At 69.9% G+C, this 15,208-nt stretch carries 14 protein-coding genes; 11 read left to right on the forward strand and 3 right to left on the reverse strand.

Annotated elements, in window-relative coordinates; genetic code table 11:
- Positions 1–15 precede the first annotated feature (15 nt).
- Positions 16–570 (reverse strand): hypothetical protein, encoded by a 555-nt coding sequence (locus ASD65_RS18585; protein ID WP_056226293.1) that lies wholly within the window; start codon positions 568–570, stop codon positions 16–18.
- A 130-nt stretch (positions 571–700) separates the two neighbouring features.
- On the opposite strand from ASD65_RS18585, the gene ASD65_RS18590 reads away from it, so the two are divergent.
- From ASD65_RS18590 to ASD65_RS18630, 9 genes are all read left to right on the forward strand, one after another.
- Positions 701–1,678: an NAD-dependent epimerase/dehydratase family protein gene (locus ASD65_RS18590; RefSeq protein WP_056226296.1), complete on the forward strand. Its 978-nt coding sequence runs from the start codon at positions 701–703 to the stop codon at positions 1,676–1,678.
- Between the two features lie 412 nt (positions 1,679–2,090).
- The gene (gene argC / locus ASD65_RS18595; protein ID WP_056226299.1) at positions 2,091–3,137 is read left to right on the forward strand and encodes an N-acetyl-gamma-glutamyl-phosphate reductase; all 1,047 of its coding nucleotides are present in this window, start codon (positions 2,091–2,093) and stop codon (positions 3,135–3,137) included.
- On the forward strand, positions 3,134–4,291 hold the full coding sequence (gene argJ, locus ASD65_RS18600; protein WP_056226302.1) for a bifunctional glutamate N-acetyltransferase/amino-acid acetyltransferase ArgJ: 1,158 nt from the start codon (positions 3,134–3,136) through the stop codon (positions 4,289–4,291). Before argC ends, argJ begins: the two co-directional genes overlap by 4 nt.
- Positions 4,288–5,190, forward strand: a complete 903-nt coding sequence (gene argB, locus ASD65_RS18605; protein ID WP_056226305.1) for an acetylglutamate kinase — start codon at positions 4,288–4,290, stop codon at positions 5,188–5,190. Before argJ ends, argB begins: the two co-directional genes overlap by 4 nt.
- Complete coding sequence (locus tag ASD65_RS18610; protein WP_056226308.1) at positions 5,187–6,398, forward strand: acetylornithine transaminase; 1,212 nt, start codon at positions 5,187–5,189, stop codon at positions 6,396–6,398. Before argB ends, ASD65_RS18610 begins: the two co-directional genes overlap by 4 nt.
- Entirely contained in the window at positions 6,395–7,318 is a 924-nt protein-coding gene (gene argF, locus ASD65_RS18615) for an ornithine carbamoyltransferase (RefSeq protein WP_056226311.1), read from the forward strand. The genes ASD65_RS18610 and argF overlap by 4 nt, the downstream gene beginning before the upstream one ends.
- On the forward strand, positions 7,297–8,418 hold the full coding sequence (locus tag ASD65_RS18620; protein ID WP_082561989.1) for a heparan-alpha-glucosaminide N-acetyltransferase domain-containing protein: 1,122 nt from the start codon (positions 7,297–7,299) through the stop codon (positions 8,416–8,418). Before argF ends, ASD65_RS18620 begins: the two co-directional genes overlap by 22 nt.
- Positions 8,419–8,440: 22 nt before the next feature.
- A complete protein-coding gene (gene argH, locus ASD65_RS18625) occupies positions 8,441–9,871 on the forward strand; it encodes an argininosuccinate lyase (protein ID WP_056226315.1) in 1,431 nt (476 codons plus the stop codon).
- 72 nt (positions 9,872–9,943) lie between these two features.
- Positions 9,944–10,591, forward strand: coding sequence for a SatD family protein (locus tag ASD65_RS18630; RefSeq protein ID WP_056226318.1), 648 nt, complete (start codon positions 9,944–9,946; stop codon positions 10,589–10,591).
- A gap of 3 nt (positions 10,592–10,594) precedes the next feature.
- On the opposite strand, the gene ASD65_RS18635 is transcribed toward ASD65_RS18630, so the two are convergent.
- Positions 10,595–11,215 carry a hypothetical protein gene (locus ASD65_RS18635; protein WP_056226321.1) on the reverse strand — a complete coding sequence of 207 codons (621 nt, stop codon included), beginning with the start codon at positions 11,213–11,215 and terminating at the stop codon, positions 10,595–10,597.
- A gap of 96 nt (positions 11,216–11,311) precedes the next feature.
- On the opposite strand from ASD65_RS18635, the gene tyrS reads away from it, so the two are divergent.
- The gene (gene tyrS, locus ASD65_RS18640; protein ID WP_082561990.1) at positions 11,312–12,616 is read left to right on the forward strand and encodes a tyrosine--tRNA ligase; all 1,305 of its coding nucleotides are present in this window, start codon (positions 11,312–11,314) and stop codon (positions 12,614–12,616) included.
- Between the two features lie 13 nt (positions 12,617–12,629).
- Positions 12,630–13,481 (forward strand): DUF4184 family protein, encoded by an 852-nt coding sequence (locus ASD65_RS18645; protein ID WP_056226327.1) that lies wholly within the window; start codon positions 12,630–12,632, stop codon positions 13,479–13,481.
- Here the strand turns inward: ASD65_RS18645 and ASD65_RS18650 are convergent.
- A complete protein-coding gene (locus ASD65_RS18650; RefSeq protein ID WP_082561991.1) occupies positions 13,433–14,773 on the reverse strand; it encodes a CoA transferase in 1,341 nt (446 codons plus the stop codon). The two genes, ASD65_RS18645 and ASD65_RS18650, sit on opposite strands and share 49 nt — an antisense overlap.
- Between the last annotated feature and the right edge of the window lie 435 nt (positions 14,774–15,208).

Below are 15,208 nucleotides of genomic sequence, written 5' to 3' on the forward strand. Positions count from 1 at the left end.
CATCCGGCCGCGACGCTAGTCGATCCACCACTCCGTGGTCTGCGGCGAGTCCACGCCGTCCCAGCCGTCCCGGGTGGAGACGCACAGCAGCAGGGGGACTTTGCCCGTGAAGTTCATGCCCGTCGCCGCGCCGCGGGTGTCCAGGTAGCCTCCCTTCCAGTCGTCGCGCGCGTTCTGCAGGTGCAGCACCATCCGGCGCGCGATCTCGACGGTCTCGCTGCTGTCCGGGGAGAGCTGGAAGCGCCACTGGCCTGTGACGCCGGGGCGCTTGAGGTTCAGACCGCTGCAGTAGAGGTTGTCGTTGCACCCGGCGCGGCCGGTGTCCAGGAAGCCGACCCCGACGGACCGCAGCGTGAAGACGTCGTTGGTGAGCACGGGCTCTCCGAACTCCTTCCCCGTCGCCGATTCGATGACCCAGACCGACCCGAAGCCATCTCGCTGATGGTCGAGATGTCCGGGGTAGTCGGCCGTGGTGACCGCCTGGCTCTCCGGATTGGAGTCCAGATAGCCGCCGCGCCAGTCGTTCCAGCCGTTCTTCAGCCTGATGTTCTCGCCGTATGTGGTGACCATGCACGCGACCTTTCACTATCCGGTGAAAGTCACCGGGTGCTTCACCTTCTCAGGGCGCATGACGCGGTGTCTACCTCCGCCGTGAGCGAAAACGGATGCGACGGCGACGGTGAACTGATCGGATGACCCCATGACGGATGTCTTGATCCTCGGTGGGACCGGATGGTTGAGCGGGCACGTGGCTCGGGGGTGGATGGACGCGGGGGCACGCGTGACGTGCCTGGCGCGGGGAGGGCGGCCGGCGCCGGCCGGGGCGGAGCTCGTCGTCGCCGATCGCTCGGAGCCCGGTGCGTACAGCACCGTCGCCTCCCGCGACTGGGACGAGGTCGTCGACATCTCGTCCGACCCGGCCGTCGTCGAGTCCGCCGTCAGCGCGCTCGCCGCCCGGGCGCGACACTGGACCTACATCTCGACCGTCTCGGTCTACGCGGACGACGATGTCGCCGGCGCCGACGAGTCCGCGCGGCTCGCGCCCCCCGCCGAACCCGGGGACGAGTACGACTACAGCCGCGCGAAGGTCGCGGCCGAGGCATCCGTCCGCCGCGAGCTGGCCGATCGTGCCGCGATCATCCGGCCGGGGCTCATCGTCGGGGCGGGGGACCCCAGCGACCGATTCGGCTATTGGGTCTCGCGTTTCGCGCTCGCCGGCACCGAGCCCGTGCTCGCGCCGGACGTCGAGGGTCTCGGCGCGCAGGTGATCGACGTGCGCGATCTCGCCGCCTTCGTCATCGGCGTGGGGGAGAGGGGATGGGTCGGCACGGCCAACGCGGTGGGCGAACCGCTCACCCTGGCCCGCCTTCTCGCCGAAGCCGCGGATGCCGCGGGGTTCGGCGGACGGCTGGCCGAGGCATCCGACGACTGGCTTCTTGCCCACGAGGTCGCGCACTGGATGGGCCCGCGGTCGCTGCCGCTATGGCTGTCGCGCGACATGCCGGGCTTCGCGACCCGCTCGAACGCGCGCTACCTCGCGCAGGGCGGACGCTTGCGGCCGCTGCGCGAGACCCTCGAGTGGACCCTCGCCGACGAGCGCGACCGCGGCCTGGACCGCGAGCGGCGCAGCGGTATGAGCCGCGCCGAGGAGGAGGCGCTGCTCGCCGAGCTCGGCTGAGGCCCTCGCCCCGCCGGCGCGCTCGCGTGCCGAACTGCGGAGAGTGCGGGAGACACGCCGCGAAATTGGCCCGGCATCGCGGCGTGTCGCCGTTGTTCTCCGCCGTTGCGCACCCGTGGCAGACGGAGCGCCCGGCGCCGCCCGCCTGCCGACCTGGAAACGAGGCCCGGATTTGCGGATGCCGCGGCTCGGCGGCTATGGTCGGCCCATGCCTTCGGCCGTTCAGGTTCTCACGACGCCCCTCCCGGGTGTTGTTCCTGCGCGCCGACGTCTGGGCGGCCGCCGACTCTAGGCGACCCCGCGCTCCCTGCCGTTTCGGCGGGTCGAGCAGTCGGTGTCGCCTTTCCCGGACCGCGCACGAATGACCGTTGCGCGGCTGTTCGAGAACCGACCAGACCTTAAGGTGGAAAGCATGACCTATTCGGTCGCCGTCTCCGGCGCATCCGGCTACGCGGGAGGCGAGATCCTGCGGATTCTCGCCGCGCACCCGGACATCGAGATCCGCACAGTGACCGCGCACTCCAACGCCGGCCAGCCGCTCATCGCCCATCAGCCGCATCTGCGGTCGCTGGCGCACCTCACACTGCAGGAGACGACGCCCGAGATCCTCTCCGGGCACGACATCGTCTTCCTCGCCCTCCCGCACGGGCAGTCGGGGCAGTACACCGATGCGCTCGGCGACACCGCGCTCGTGATCGACGCCGGCGCGGACCACCGCCTCGAGTCCGTCGCCGACTGGGACGCGTTCTACGGCGGGGCGTTCCACGAGCCCTGGACGTACGGGGTCCCCGAACTCCTGGTGGACGGGGTCAAGCAGCGCGAACGGCTGGTCGGGGCATCCCGGATCGCCGCTCCCGGCTGCAACGCGTCGACGGTGAGCCTCAGCCTTGCGCCCGGCGTCGCCGCCGGTGTCATCGATCCGACCGACATCGTCAGCGTCCTGGCCGTCGGCCCCAGCGGTGCCGGCAAGAGCCTCAAGCAGAGCCTGCTGGCCAGCGAGATCCTCGGGACGGCGAACCCGTACTCCGTGGGCGGCACGCACCGGCACATCCCCGAGATCCAGCAGGCGTTGCGCGGCGCGCTCCCCGGAGCCGACCCGCGCATCTCCTTCACCCCCGTGCTCGTGCCGATGTCACGCGGCATCCTCGCCACCTCGACCGCGCCGATCGCCAACGGTGCGACGGATGCCGAGATCCGGGCCGCGTGGGAGTCCGTGTACGGCGACGAGACGTTCGTCCAGGTGCTGCCCGAGGGACACTTCCCCCGCACGGCGGACGTCCTCGGCGCCAACACCGCGCTGCTCGGCCTCGCGATCGACCGGCCCGCGAATCGCGTCGTCGTGGTCGCCGCGGTCGACAACCTCGTCAAGGGCACCGCGGGTGCCGCCATCCAATCCATGAACATCGCGCTGGGTCTTCCCGAAGGCCGCGCCCTCACCGTGAACGGAGTCGCGCCGTGAGTGTCACCGCGCCCCAGGGATTCGAGGCGGCCGGCGTCGCCGTCGGCCTCAAGAGCACCGGCAAGCCCGATGTGGCGGTGGTCGTCAACCGGGGCCCGCTCAAGGTCGGCGCCGCCGTCTTCACGAGCAACCGCGCCAAGGCCAACCCCATCATCTGGTCGCAGCAGGCGATCCAGGACGGCGTCGTCGAGGCGATCGTCCTGAACTCCGGAGGGGCCAACTGCTTCACCGGCACGTTCGGCTTCCAGACCACGCACCAGACCGCGGAGAAGGCGGCCGAACTGCTCGGCGTCAGCGCCGGCGATGTCCTGGTGTGCTCGACCGGCCTCATCGGCACCGGCGACGAGGTGTTCCGCAGCAAGGTCCTGACCGGCGTCGAAGAAGGCATCGCCGGGCTCAGCGCCGACGGCGGTGACGCGGCATCCTTCGCCATCATGACGACCGACTCGGTCAACAAGACCGCGGTCTTCACGGGCGAGGGCTGGAGCATCGGTGGCATGGCGAAGGGCGCCGGGATGCTGGCGCCCGGCCTCGCCACGATGCTCGTGGTGGTCACCACCGACGCCGTTCTCGACGCGTCGGAGGCCGACGCGGCCTTGCGCGAAGCGACCCGAGTCAGCTTCGATCGGCTCGACTCGGACGGCTGCATGTCGACCAACGACCAGGTGTCGCTGCTCGTCTCCGGCGCCTCCGGCGTGCATCCCGACGCCGCCGCGTTCGCTGCCGGCCTGACCGCCGTGTGCAGCGAGCTCGCCCGCAAGCTGCAGGGCGACGCCGAGGGCGCGAGCCACGACATCACCATCGAGGTGCGCAACGCGGCCGCCGAAGCCGATGCCGTCGAGGTCGGTCGTTCGGTCGCGCGCAACAACCTGTTCAAGGCCGCGATCTTCGGCAACGACCCGAACTGGGGTCGCGTGCTGGCCGCGATCGGCACCACCGAGGCCGCCTTCGACCCGTACGACGTCGATGTCTGGATGAACGGCGTCCGCGTCTGCACGGCCGGGGGACCGGACCGCCCACGGGAAGAGGTGGATCTCGCCCCGCGTGCGACGCACCTCGTGATCGACCTCAAGGTCGGCACGGCCACGGCGACCATCCTCACCAATGACCTCACCCACGACTACGTCCACGAGAACAGCGCCTACGCCTCATGACAGACATCGACCTCCAGGACACCGATCCTGACGAAGCGAGCCGGAACGCCGCGACCCTCATCGAGTCGCTGCCCTGGCTGCGCGAGTTCCGCGAGCAGATCGTCGTGATCAAGTACGGCGGCAACGCCATGATCAGCGACGAGCTGCAGGACGCGTTCGCTGCCGACATCGCGTACCTCCGGTACGTCGGCGTCTATCCCGTCGTCGTACACGGCGGCGGGCCGCAGATCTCCTCGATGCTGGATCGCCTGGCGATCCCGAGCGAGTTCAAGGGCGGCTACCGCGTCACCAGCACCGAGGCCATCTCGGTGGTGCGCATGGTGCTGACCGGCCAGATCAACCCCCAGCTCGTGGCGAAGATCAACGCCCACGGGCCGCTCGCGACCGGCCTGTCCGGCGAGGACGCCGGCCTGTTCGGCGGCCGTCGCCGCGGGGTCGTCGTCGATGGGGTCGAGCACGACCTCGGTCGCGTCGGCGACGTCGTCGAGGTCGATCCGCAGCCCATCCACGACCAGCTCGCGGCAGGCCGCATCCCGGTCGTCTCCAGCATCGCGCCGGACCTGGATCACCCCGGCAACTCGCTCAACGTGAACGCGGATGCCGCGGCCGCCGCGCTCGCCATCGCCCTCGGCGCCGCGAAGCTCGTGGTGCTCACGGACGTCGCCGGTCTGTACGCGGACTGGCCGAACCGGGAGTCGCTCGTCTCGCATCTGACCTCCACCGAGCTGCGCGCCATGATGCCGCGCCTCGAGTCGGGCATGATCCCGAAGATGCAGGCCTGCCTGGACGCCGTGGACGGCGGCGTGCCGACCGCGGCGATCATCGACGGACGGGTGCCGCACTCGGTGCTCGTCGAAATCTTCACCAGCAAGGGAATCGGAACAGAGGTAGTGGCATGAACGCGTGGCGGGATGACGCCGGACGGGATCTGGTGCGGAGCTTCGGCCCGCGGATGGAGATGTTCGTCCGCGGTGAAGGCGCCTACCTCTGGGACGACCAGGGCCGTCGCTACCTCGACTTCCTGGCAGGGATCGCCGTGAACTCGCTCGGGCACGCGCACCCGGTCTTCGTCGAGGCGATCGCCACACAGGCGGCCACCCTGGCGCACGTGTCGAACTACTTCGCCACGCCGCCGCAGCTCGAGCTCGCCGCGCGCCTGAAGCGTCTCGCGGGCACGGGGGAGTCCGGCCGCGTCTACTTCGGCAACTCCGGCGCCGAGGCGAACGAGGCGGCATTCAAGCTCGCCCGCCTGCACGGCGGCACCGAGCGCCCCCGCATCCTCGCGCTGACCAACGCCTTCCACGGCCGCACGATGGGCACGCTCGCCCTCACCGGCAAGCCCGCCATGCAGGAGCCGTTCCTGCCGATGGTGCCCGGTGTCGAGTTCATCGACTCGACCATCGAGGCGCTGGAGGCGGCGCTCGACGACCGCGTCGCTGCGCTGTTCGTGGAGCCCATCAAGGGCGAGGCCGGCGTCGTCGAGCTTCCCGCGGGCTACCTGCAGACTGCGCGCGCGCTCACCGAGAAGCACGGCGCACTCCTGATCCTGGACGAGATCCAGACCGGTGCGGGCCGTACCGGTGAATGGTTCGCCTTCCAGCACGCCGGCATCACGCCGGATGCCATCACCCTCGCCAAGGGCATCGGCGGCGGGTTCCCCATCGGGGCGCTCGTCACCTTCGGCGCGGCCAGCGAGCTGTTCTACCCGGGCACGCACGGCTCGACCTTCGGCGGCAACGCCCTGGGCACCGCCGTCTCCAGTGCGGTCCTCGCCGAGATCGAGGGCTCGGGACTCGTGCAGAACGCCGCCGATCGCGGTGCCCAGCTGCGCGAGGCGATCGAGGCGATCGGCTCCCCGCTGATCGACGGATGCCGCGGCCAGGGCCTGCTCATCGGCGTCGGGTTGTCCCAGCCCGTCGCCAAGGCGCTCGTGGAGGCCGCGCAGGATCACGGCCTCATCGTCAACGCCCCCAACGACGAGACCATCCGCCTCGTCCCCGCCCTCAACATCGGCGACGTAGAGATCGACGAGTTCATCCAGTTGTTCACTGCGGCGCTTGCCGCGGTCGAGGCCGCTCTGCCGGCCACCCAGGAGGTTTCCGCATGACCCGTCACCTGCTGCGCGACGACGATCTGACGGCTGCCGAGCAGTCCGAGATCCTCGACCTCGCGATCGAGCTGAAGAAGGACCGCTGGGCAGACAAGAGCCTCGCCGGGCCCCAGACGGTCGCGGTGATCTTCGACAAGTCCTCGACCCGCACCCGCGTCTCGTTCGCCGTCGGCATCGCCGATCTCGGCGGGACCCCGCTGATCATCTCGACGGCCAACAGCCAGCTCGGCGGCAAGGAGACCCCGGCCGACACTGCCCGGGTGCTCGAGCGCCAGGTGGCCGCGATCGTGTGGCGCACGTACGCGCAGGCCGGTCTCGAGGAGATGGCCGCGGGCACCCGCGTGCCGGTGGTCAACGCACTGAGCGATGACTTCCACCCGTGTCAGCTGCTGGCCGACCTGCTCACGATCCGCGAGCACAAGGGCGAGCTCAAGGGCCTGACCCTCGCGTTCTTCGGCGACGGCCGCAGCAACATGGCGCACTCGTACATGCTCGCCGGTGTGACCGCCGGCATGCACGTGCGCGTGGCGTCGCCCGAGGACTATGCACCGCGTGAAGACGTCGTCGCCGACGCCGACCGTCGTGCCGCCGACACCGGGGGATCGGTCACGCTGCACACCGACGCCCTGGAGGCCGCGGCCGGCGCCGACATCATCGTGACCGACACCTGGGTGTCGATGGGCAAGGAGGAGGAGAAGCTCGCGCGCCTCCGCGACCTCGGTGCCTACAAGGTCACCCAGGAGACCATGTCGCTCGCCAAGCCCGATGCGATCTTCATCCACTGCCTCCCCGCCGACCGCGGGTACGAGGTCGACGCCGAGGTCATCGACGGCCCGCAGAGCGTGGTCTGGGACGAAGCGGAGAACCGGTTGCACGCGCAGAAGGCGCTGCTGGTGTGGCTGCTGCGGCAGGGCTGAGTACACACCTCACGACGCGCTGGGACCGGTTGAACGGTCCCAGCCGCGTCGCGGGCATCGACCTGGCCCGCGGTCTCGCGGTGGTGGGGATGTTTGCGGCGCACCTGCTCTGGATCGAAGAATTCGACGTGACGGATGCCGCCACCTGGCTGGGCATCGTGCACGGGCGTTCGTCGATCCTCTTCGCCACCCTCGCCGGTGTGTCCATCGGACTGGTCACGGGCGGACGGACGCCGCTGACCGGCGCACCCGGGCATGTCGCGCGCGGGCGTCTCGCGGTACGCGCAGGCCTGTTGTGGGTACTCGGCCTGCTTCTCATCGCGACCGGCGTACCCGTGTATGTCATCCTCCCCGCGTACGCGATCCTGTTCCTGTTGGCACTTCCGCTGACGCCGTTGGGTGCGCGCGTCCTGCTGATGATCGCTGCGGCCCTCGCGATCGTGATGCCGTTCTTCTACGTCTGGCTCGACGGGCTGCTGTGGAGCTTCAGCGAGGGAGCGCTCATCGATGCGTCGATCGGCTGGCACTACCCCTTCCCTGTGTGGCTCGCCTTCGTCGTGGCAGGGATGGGGCTCGCACGTCTCGGCATCCGGGATGTGCGCGTGCAGTTCGGGGCTCTCGTGGTCGGTGCCGGACTCGCGATCCTCGGTTACGGGCTCGCGTTCCTCACGGGCGCGGACACCTCGGGCGAGCCGGCGTCCTACTGGGAGGCCATCTGGACCGCCCGTTCGCACTCCAGCGGACTGCTCGAGGTGATCGGTTCGGGAGGGTTCGCGATCGGAGTCATCGGCGCGTGCCTGCTGCTGTGCCGCACGGTCGTGACCTGGGTCGTGCTCCCGATACGCGCCGTCGGTTCCATGCCGCTGACCGCGTACACGGTGCAGATCCTGGCGTGGGCCGTCGCGGCGATCGTCGTCCTCGGCGACCCCACCGATCTCGTCGGCTTCCGTGATCTCGCACCCTTCTGGCCGCTCACTCTGCTGACCATCGCGGGGTGCACCGCGTGGGCGCTGCTGATCGGCCGCGGGCCGCTGGAATGGGCCCTGGACAAGGCCGCGCGGTTCGTCGTACCGAGTCGGACGAGGCGAATTCCGCAATGACCGCATCGATAGGCTGGAACACGTGAGCGATACGAAGAACGACGGGACCAACGAAGGCGCACTCTGGGGAGCCCGGTTCGCGTCCGGACCCTCGCCCGAACTGGTGGCGCTGAGCCGCTCGACGCATTTCGACTGGGCGCTCGCGCTGTACGACATCGCCGGATCGCACGCGCACGCCAAGGCGCTCGCCGCGGCCGGCTACCTCACGCCCGATGAGGAGACCCGCATGCACGCGGGCCTCGACACCCTCGCCGCGCGCATCACCGACGGCTCGCTGCAGCCCTCGCCCAGCGACGAGGACGTGCACGGCGCGCTCGAGCAGGCGCTGATCGCGACGGTCGGACCCGAACTGGGCGGCAAGCTCCGCGCCGGGCGCAGTCGCAATGACCAGATCGCCACCCTGGTGCGCATGTATCTCCTGGACCACTCCCGCACCATCGCCCGCGACATCCTCCGCCTCATCGACGCGATCGTCGCGCAGGCCGAGGCGCACGCCCTGGCGATCATGCCGGGTCGTACGCACCTGCAGCACGCGCAGCCGGTGCTGCTCGCCCACCACCTTCAGGCCCACGCGTGGCCGCTGGTGCGCGACCTGGAGCGGCTCCGCGACTGGAGTGCACGGGCATCCGTCTCGCCGTACGGCGGGGGAGCGCTCGCCGGATCGACCCTCGGGCTCGACCCCCAGCTCGTCGCCCGCGAACTGGGCCTGGCCCGTCCGTCGGAGAACTCCATCGACGGCACCGCCGCGCGCGACGTCGTGGCCGAGTTCGCGTTCATCGCGGCGCAGGTGGGCATCGACCTGTCCCGCTTCGCCGAGGAGATCATCCTCTGGAACACGCGGGAGTTCGGCTTCGTCACCCTGCACGACGGGTACTCGACCGGCTCGAGCATCATGCCGCAGAAAAAGAACCCCGACATCGCCGAGCTCGCACGCGGGAAGTCCGGGCGACTGATCGGCAACCTCGCGGGCCTGCTCGCGACACTCAAGGGCCTTCCGCTCGCGTACAACCGCGACCTGCAGGAGGACAAGGAGCCGGTGTTCGACTCCATCGCCACGCTCGAGGTGCTCCTGCCGGCGTTCACCGGCATGGTCGCCACGCTGCGCTTCGACACCGAACGGATGGCGGAGCTCGCACCGCAGGGCTTCAGCCTCGCAACGGATGTGGCCGAGTGGCTCGTGAAGACCGGTGTGCCGTTCCGCGACGCCCACGAGGCGTCGGGTCGTCTCGTGCAACTGTGCGAGGAGAGCGGCATCGAGCTGTCGGAGGTGACCGACGAGATGCTCGCCGCCGCCTCGCCGAATCTGTCGCCCGATGTACGCGAAGTGCTGACCATCGAGGGATCGGTCGCCAGTCGCGCCGGTGTCGGCGGCACCGCCCCGGTGCGCGTCGCCGAGCAGCGCGCCGAACTCGTGGCGCGCTCCCAGACGGTGGCGCACGCTCTCGGCCTTTAGCCGCGCGCGAGATCACGCTGAAACATAAGCGAAAGGCTTATCTTTCTAAAACATAAGCGCTATGCTTATGTGATGCCGGTATCAGTGACGCTCGACATGGTCGGTTCGCGGCGGTTGCCCGACCGACCCGCTGCACAGCACGCCCTGGACGCGGCGATCGCCCGCGTCGAGAGCGATCTGCCGCTCGCGGTCCGTCCCCTGGCTCCCACGGTCGGCGATGAGCAGCAGGGGATCTACCCGCACCTCGACGCCGCGCTGGCGTCGCTGCTGCTGCTGCAGCTGGCGTTGCCGGAGGGCGTCGAATGCCGCTTCGGGCTGGGGATCGGCGCGGTCGGCGTCGTGCCGTCCTCCTCGGGAGGGATCCCCGACGGTCCGGGATGGTGGGCGGCACGTGCGGCGATCGACCGCGTGCACGCGCTCGAACAGCGTGCGGTGCCGAGCGCGCGGACCTGGGTCGTGGCGCACGCCGACGAGCCGCCGCTCGCTCATGAGTCGGCGCGACAGGCGAACGCGTACCTGCTCGCGCGGGATCAGCTCGTCGGCGCGATGAGCGAACGCGCCCGACGGCTGACGTACGGGCGCTGCCTCGGCGTCACGCAGCGCACGCTCGCGGAGGAGGAGGGCATCACCCAGTCCGCGGTGTCCCAGACTCTGGCGAACTCGGGCTCGTCGGCGATCGTCGAAGGATTCCGGCTCCTCCGCGTCGCGCCCGAGGACTGACGGCTACCAGATCGCGAGTCGGACCAGCGCCGCCACGGCGCACGCCCAGAGCAGGCTCGCCAGGGTGCCGATGATGAACCGCTCGCGCGCCTCGGCGGAGTCGAGTTCCGAGAAGCGACCGATGCCCTTGACCGCCACGACGACGGCCAGTGCTTCAGGGAAGCCCGCGACGATCGCGACGACGGCGGCGAGGCGCTCGAGGTAGCCGATGGTCGTGCCGCCGCGCATCACCGTATGGGATGCGGCGGTCGGGGCATCCGTTCCGTCTGCGGTCGCGGTCGCGGTCGCGGGCTCGGGATCGCGGATGACGATGCCGCCGTCGAGGGTCTCGCGCACGCGACCGTGCGTGGCGATCTCCAGAACGCGGCGGGTGACCGGGTTACCACCGAGGACGCCGACGGCGATGCCGAGGAGTGCGACGATCAGGCCCATGATGGTCGGCACGTTCACCGGTGACACGATCACGACGGTCAGCATCAGCACCAGCAGACCCGTGGCGATGATGAGCGGAACAGTGGTGGGCTTGCGCATACTGACGATGATCAGCACCAGCACGCCGAGCAGCGCGAGGAACAGGAAGATCGACAGGAATGCGGTGACCAGGGCGTCGGTCGTCACGATCATCCCGTCAGTCTGGCACGGGCGCCGGACAGCACCCGGAGCGCGCGCGGGGTCGCGCGCGGAAGGAGGGGACGGTCGGCCGCTGATAGCCTGGCACGCGTGTCAACCAACGCAGTGATCCCCACCGCGCCAGCCAACGACCCCACGTTCGAGAACGTGTGGGACGAGATCGTCTGGCGCGGGCTCGTGCATGTCTCCACCGACCAGGACGCCCTGCGCGACCTGCTGGCAGGGCCGCCGATCACGTATTACTGCGGTTTCGACCCGACCGCGCCGAGCCTGCACCTTGGCAACCTCGTGCAGCTGCTGCTGATGCGCCGACTCCAGCTCGCGGGCCACAAGCCGCTCGGTCTCGTCGGCGGCTCGACGGGCCTCATCGGCGACCCGCGGCCGACCGCCGAGCGCACGCTGAACGATCGCGAGACCGTCGTCGAGTGGGTCGGATACCTGCGCGCCCAGGTCGAGCGCTTCCTGAGCTTCGACGGCGACAACGCGGCGCGGATGGTGAACAACCTCGACTGGACCGCGCCGATGAGCGCGATCGACTTCCTGCGCGAGATCGGCAAGCACTACCGGGTCGGCACGATGCTGAAGAAGGATGCCGTCAGCACACGGCTCAATTCGGAAGAAGGCATCAGCTACACCGAGTTCAGCTACCAGATCCTGCAGGGACTGGACTACCGCGAACTCTTCCTGAGTTACGGCTGCGTCCTGCAGACCGGCGGCAGCGACCAGTGGGGCAACCTCATCAGCGGTGTGGACCTCATCCGTCGCGCCGAGGGTGCGAGCGTGCACGCGATCGGCACGCCGCTGATCACCAACAGCGACGGCACGAAGTTCGGCAAGAGCGAGGGCAACGCCATCTGGCTCGACCCCGCGATGTGCAGCCCGTACCGGATGTACCAGTTCTGGCTCAACACCGACGACGGCGACGTCATCACGCGGCTCAAGGTCTTCACCTTCCTGACGCGCGACGAGATCGAAGAGTACGAGCGGCTGGTCGAGGCCGAGCCGTTCCGCCGCGAGGCGCAGCGCCGACTCGCGCTCGAAGTGACCGCGACGGTGCACGGAGCGGATGCCACTGCCGCCGTGATCGCGGCATCCGATGCCCTCTTCGGCCAAGGCGATCTCACGTCGCTGGATGCGGATGTCCTGCGCAGCGCGCTGGACGAGCTGCCGAATGCCGAAGTCTCCCGAGAGACCACCGTCGTGCAGGCGCTCGTCGAGACCGGCCTGTCGACGAGCCTGTCCGACGCCCGCCGGGCGATCAGCCAGGGCGGCGTGTCGCTCGACGGAGTACGGATCGAGGACGAGGGCGCTCTGGTGACGGGCGGCCTGCCCGGCGGAGTGTCCGTGCTGCGTCGGGGCAAGAAGACCCTCGCGGGACTGTTCGTCACGAACTGACCCGTCCGCGCCGATGCCGTTCACGCCCAGTCACGCCGTCGTCGCGCTGCCGTTCATCCGCACGCCGCTGATTCCGGCGGCGATCGCGATCGGCGCGATGACGCCCGACCTCCCGCTGTTCGTGCGGGGGATCGGGCTCGACTACGACCGCACGCACGCGTTCGCATGGCTCCCGGCGACGATCCTGGTCGCGCTCGTGCTGCTCCTGGTCTGGCGCTGCGTGCTGCGTCCGGCCACCCGTGAGCTCGCGCCGCGGTCACTCGCCGCGCGCCTGCCCGGTGAGTGGGACGGATCCGCCGCCGCGGCCGCGCGGGAGACCTTCGCGATGGCCGAAACGCCGCCGCGCGCGTCGTGGCGCGGCATGCTGCTCGTGCTCGTTTCGCTCGCCATCGGCATCGCGACGCACATCGTGTGGGATCTGTTCACCCACGAGGGGCGGTGGGGATCGGAGGTCCTCCCGATCCTCGACGAGCACTGGGGCCCGCTGACCGGCTACAAATGGCTGCAGCACGGGTCGAGCGCGATCGGGCTGATCATCATCGCGATCTGGGCGGCGCTGTGGCTGAGTCGCCGTCCCGGCGGTGGCATCCGCCGCGTTCTTCCGTCCGTCGTGCGGTGGAGCTGGTGGCTGTCGCTGCCGGTGCTGCTGATCGGCGCGTGGATCTGGGGGATGGCCGCATACGGCCCGTTCACCGCCGAATGGACGATTCCGCATCTGGCATATCGCGTGCTGCCGCCCGCGTGCGCGGTGTGGGGAGTGCTCACCCTGGCTCTCTGCGTCGTGGTGCAGGTCGTGCGCCGGCGCGGGGCGGCCGGTCAGAGCCATTCGGCGTCGTCGCGCCCCCACCGTCCGGGCGCTGAGTAGCGCAACGGCTTCCCTCCCAGGCTGAGCGCGGGGGCAGCCGTGGTGAGCCGGACGCCGTCGACATCGAAGTGCTGCAGGTGAGCGGCGGATTCGATGGGCGCGACGGATGCCGGCTCGTCGGTACGTGGCATCCCGAGCAGCTCGGCGGCGATGCGGCGGAGCGAGGTCTCGGCGAGCCACGTGCCGCCGGTCGTCGCCTGCCGTCGCAGCAGTTCCATGACGGCGGCGGCCAGCAGATACCCCGCAGTGTGGTCGAGCGCCTGCGCGGGCAGTGCGCCCGGAGTCTCGCCGTCGATCGACTCGATCCAGGCGATGCCGCTCGCCGCCTGCACCAGGCTGTCGAATCCGCGACGATCAGCGGATGCCGCGTCGAACCCCCACGCGGAGAGTCGTGCCACGACGAGGCCCGGATGCCGATCGGCAAGCTGCGCGGGGGAGAGCCCCCGCGCATCCAGTGCCCGTGGCCGGTAGCCGAGCACGACGACGTCCGCATCGTCGAGTAACCGGTGCAGGTGCTCTGGCTCACCACCGATGTCGAGCAGCGCCGAGGTCTTGCCGTGCCCGGTGTCGAAGTGCTGCCACTCGGGCTCGGCCATTCCGGGCGGGTCGATGCGCAGCACCTCGGCGCCCAGCAGCGCGAGGGTGCGGGTGGCGACCGGGCCCGCGATCACCCGCGTGAGATCCAGGACACGGACGCCGTGCAAGAGGAGGCCCTCGGATGCGCGGGGGCGCACCCGAGCCGCGGCAGGTCCGATCTGGCCGAGGCGCACAAGGGGCGTCTCGCGCAGGGAGGCGTCGACGGCCGGCCGCTCGCGCTCGACCGTGACGCACAGCCCTCCGGCAGCGGAGACCTCATGCGCGGATGCCGTGGACGGGCGGGCAGCGAGCACTTGGGCGAGTTCCCCTCGATCGGCGTCGGCGGGCAGTCCCAGTGCACCGCGCAGCGCGGCTGCGTGGTGGGGATAGTTCGCGTGGGTGCGCACCCATCCGTCGGATGTGCGGAAGAAGCCGGACATCGGCGACCACACATCGGGGGCAGCATCATCGATGCGCAGATACCGGTCACTCGAGTAGGCGACGGCGATGCGCGTCGGATCCAGCCCGACGAGCGTGGTCGGTTCCTCGGCCGCGGCCAGGGAGGCCGCGGCGACACCGGCCCAGGCGAGCTCCGCTGTGGCGGTGCGGGACGCGAGGGGGACTGGGCCGGCACTCCCTGGGACGTGCACAGGAGAGTGACCGAGGTCGCTCTGGATTCGCGCGAGTGTCGAATCGAAACGGGGGTCATCTGCCATGCGCCAGACGATACGCCCTGGCCCTTGCGCGGGCATGTTTCTGCGTGTCGGCGAAGGGGTGAGGGGGTGCGACACGCCCGGGGTGTGCGGCCGATTTGCGAGGTGGTCGGGATCCACGTAAATTCTTACTTGTTCGCCCCACAGGGATGCGGAGAGGCCGAGAGCCTCACCCCCCTCAAGCGGAAAACTAACCCCCCTTTCTGGTCCGGCTTCGGTCGTGATGTGATGGGGAGCAGTCTCTGAGACTGCGTGGGGGATTGCCTCTCTTCTGAGTGGTTTCGAGCTTCGGTTCGAGCCGGGAAGATGCCGGCGCGTCGATTTGACGGGTCAGGCCGGAGGGGCTAAGATAGAGAAGTTGCCCTGCGGGTGGAGCTGAGAAGCCGAACAGCAGGAGCATCCGATCCTTGAGAACTCAACAGCGTGCACTTGTCAAAT

Origin of the sequence: Microbacterium sp. Root61 (assembly GCF_001427525.1) — a bacterium.
GTDB lineage: Bacteria > Actinomycetota > Actinomycetes > Actinomycetales > Microbacteriaceae > Microbacterium.

Coding starts and splice junctions, on each gene's coding strand:
- ASD65_RS18645 (WP_056226327.1), top strand. CDS start 12,630: ATGCCGTTCACGCCCAGTCACGCCGTCGTCGCGCTGCCGTTCATCCGC.
- argC (WP_056226299.1), top strand. CDS start 2,091: ATGACCTATTCGGTCGCCGTCTCCGGCGCATCCGGCTACGCGGGAGGC.
- ASD65_RS18585 (WP_056226293.1), bottom strand. CDS start 570: ATGGTCACCACATACGGCGAGAACATCAGGCTGAAGAACGGCTGGAAC.
- ASD65_RS18610 (WP_056226308.1), top strand. CDS start 5,187: ATGAACGCGTGGCGGGATGACGCCGGACGGGATCTGGTGCGGAGCTTC.
- ASD65_RS18590 (WP_056226296.1), top strand. CDS start 701: ATGACGGATGTCTTGATCCTCGGTGGGACCGGATGGTTGAGCGGGCAC.
- ASD65_RS18635 (WP_056226321.1), bottom strand. CDS start 11,215: ATGATCGTGACGACCGACGCCCTGGTCACCGCATTCCTGTCGATCTTC.
- argB (WP_056226305.1), top strand. CDS start 4,288: ATGACAGACATCGACCTCCAGGACACCGATCCTGACGAAGCGAGCCGG.
- ASD65_RS18650 (WP_082561991.1), bottom strand. CDS start 14,773: ATGGCAGATGACCCCCGTTTCGATTCGACACTCGCGCGAATCCAGAGC.
- ASD65_RS18630 (WP_056226318.1), top strand. CDS start 9,944: ATGCCGGTATCAGTGACGCTCGACATGGTCGGTTCGCGGCGGTTGCCC.
- argF (WP_056226311.1), top strand. CDS start 6,395: ATGACCCGTCACCTGCTGCGCGACGACGATCTGACGGCTGCCGAGCAG.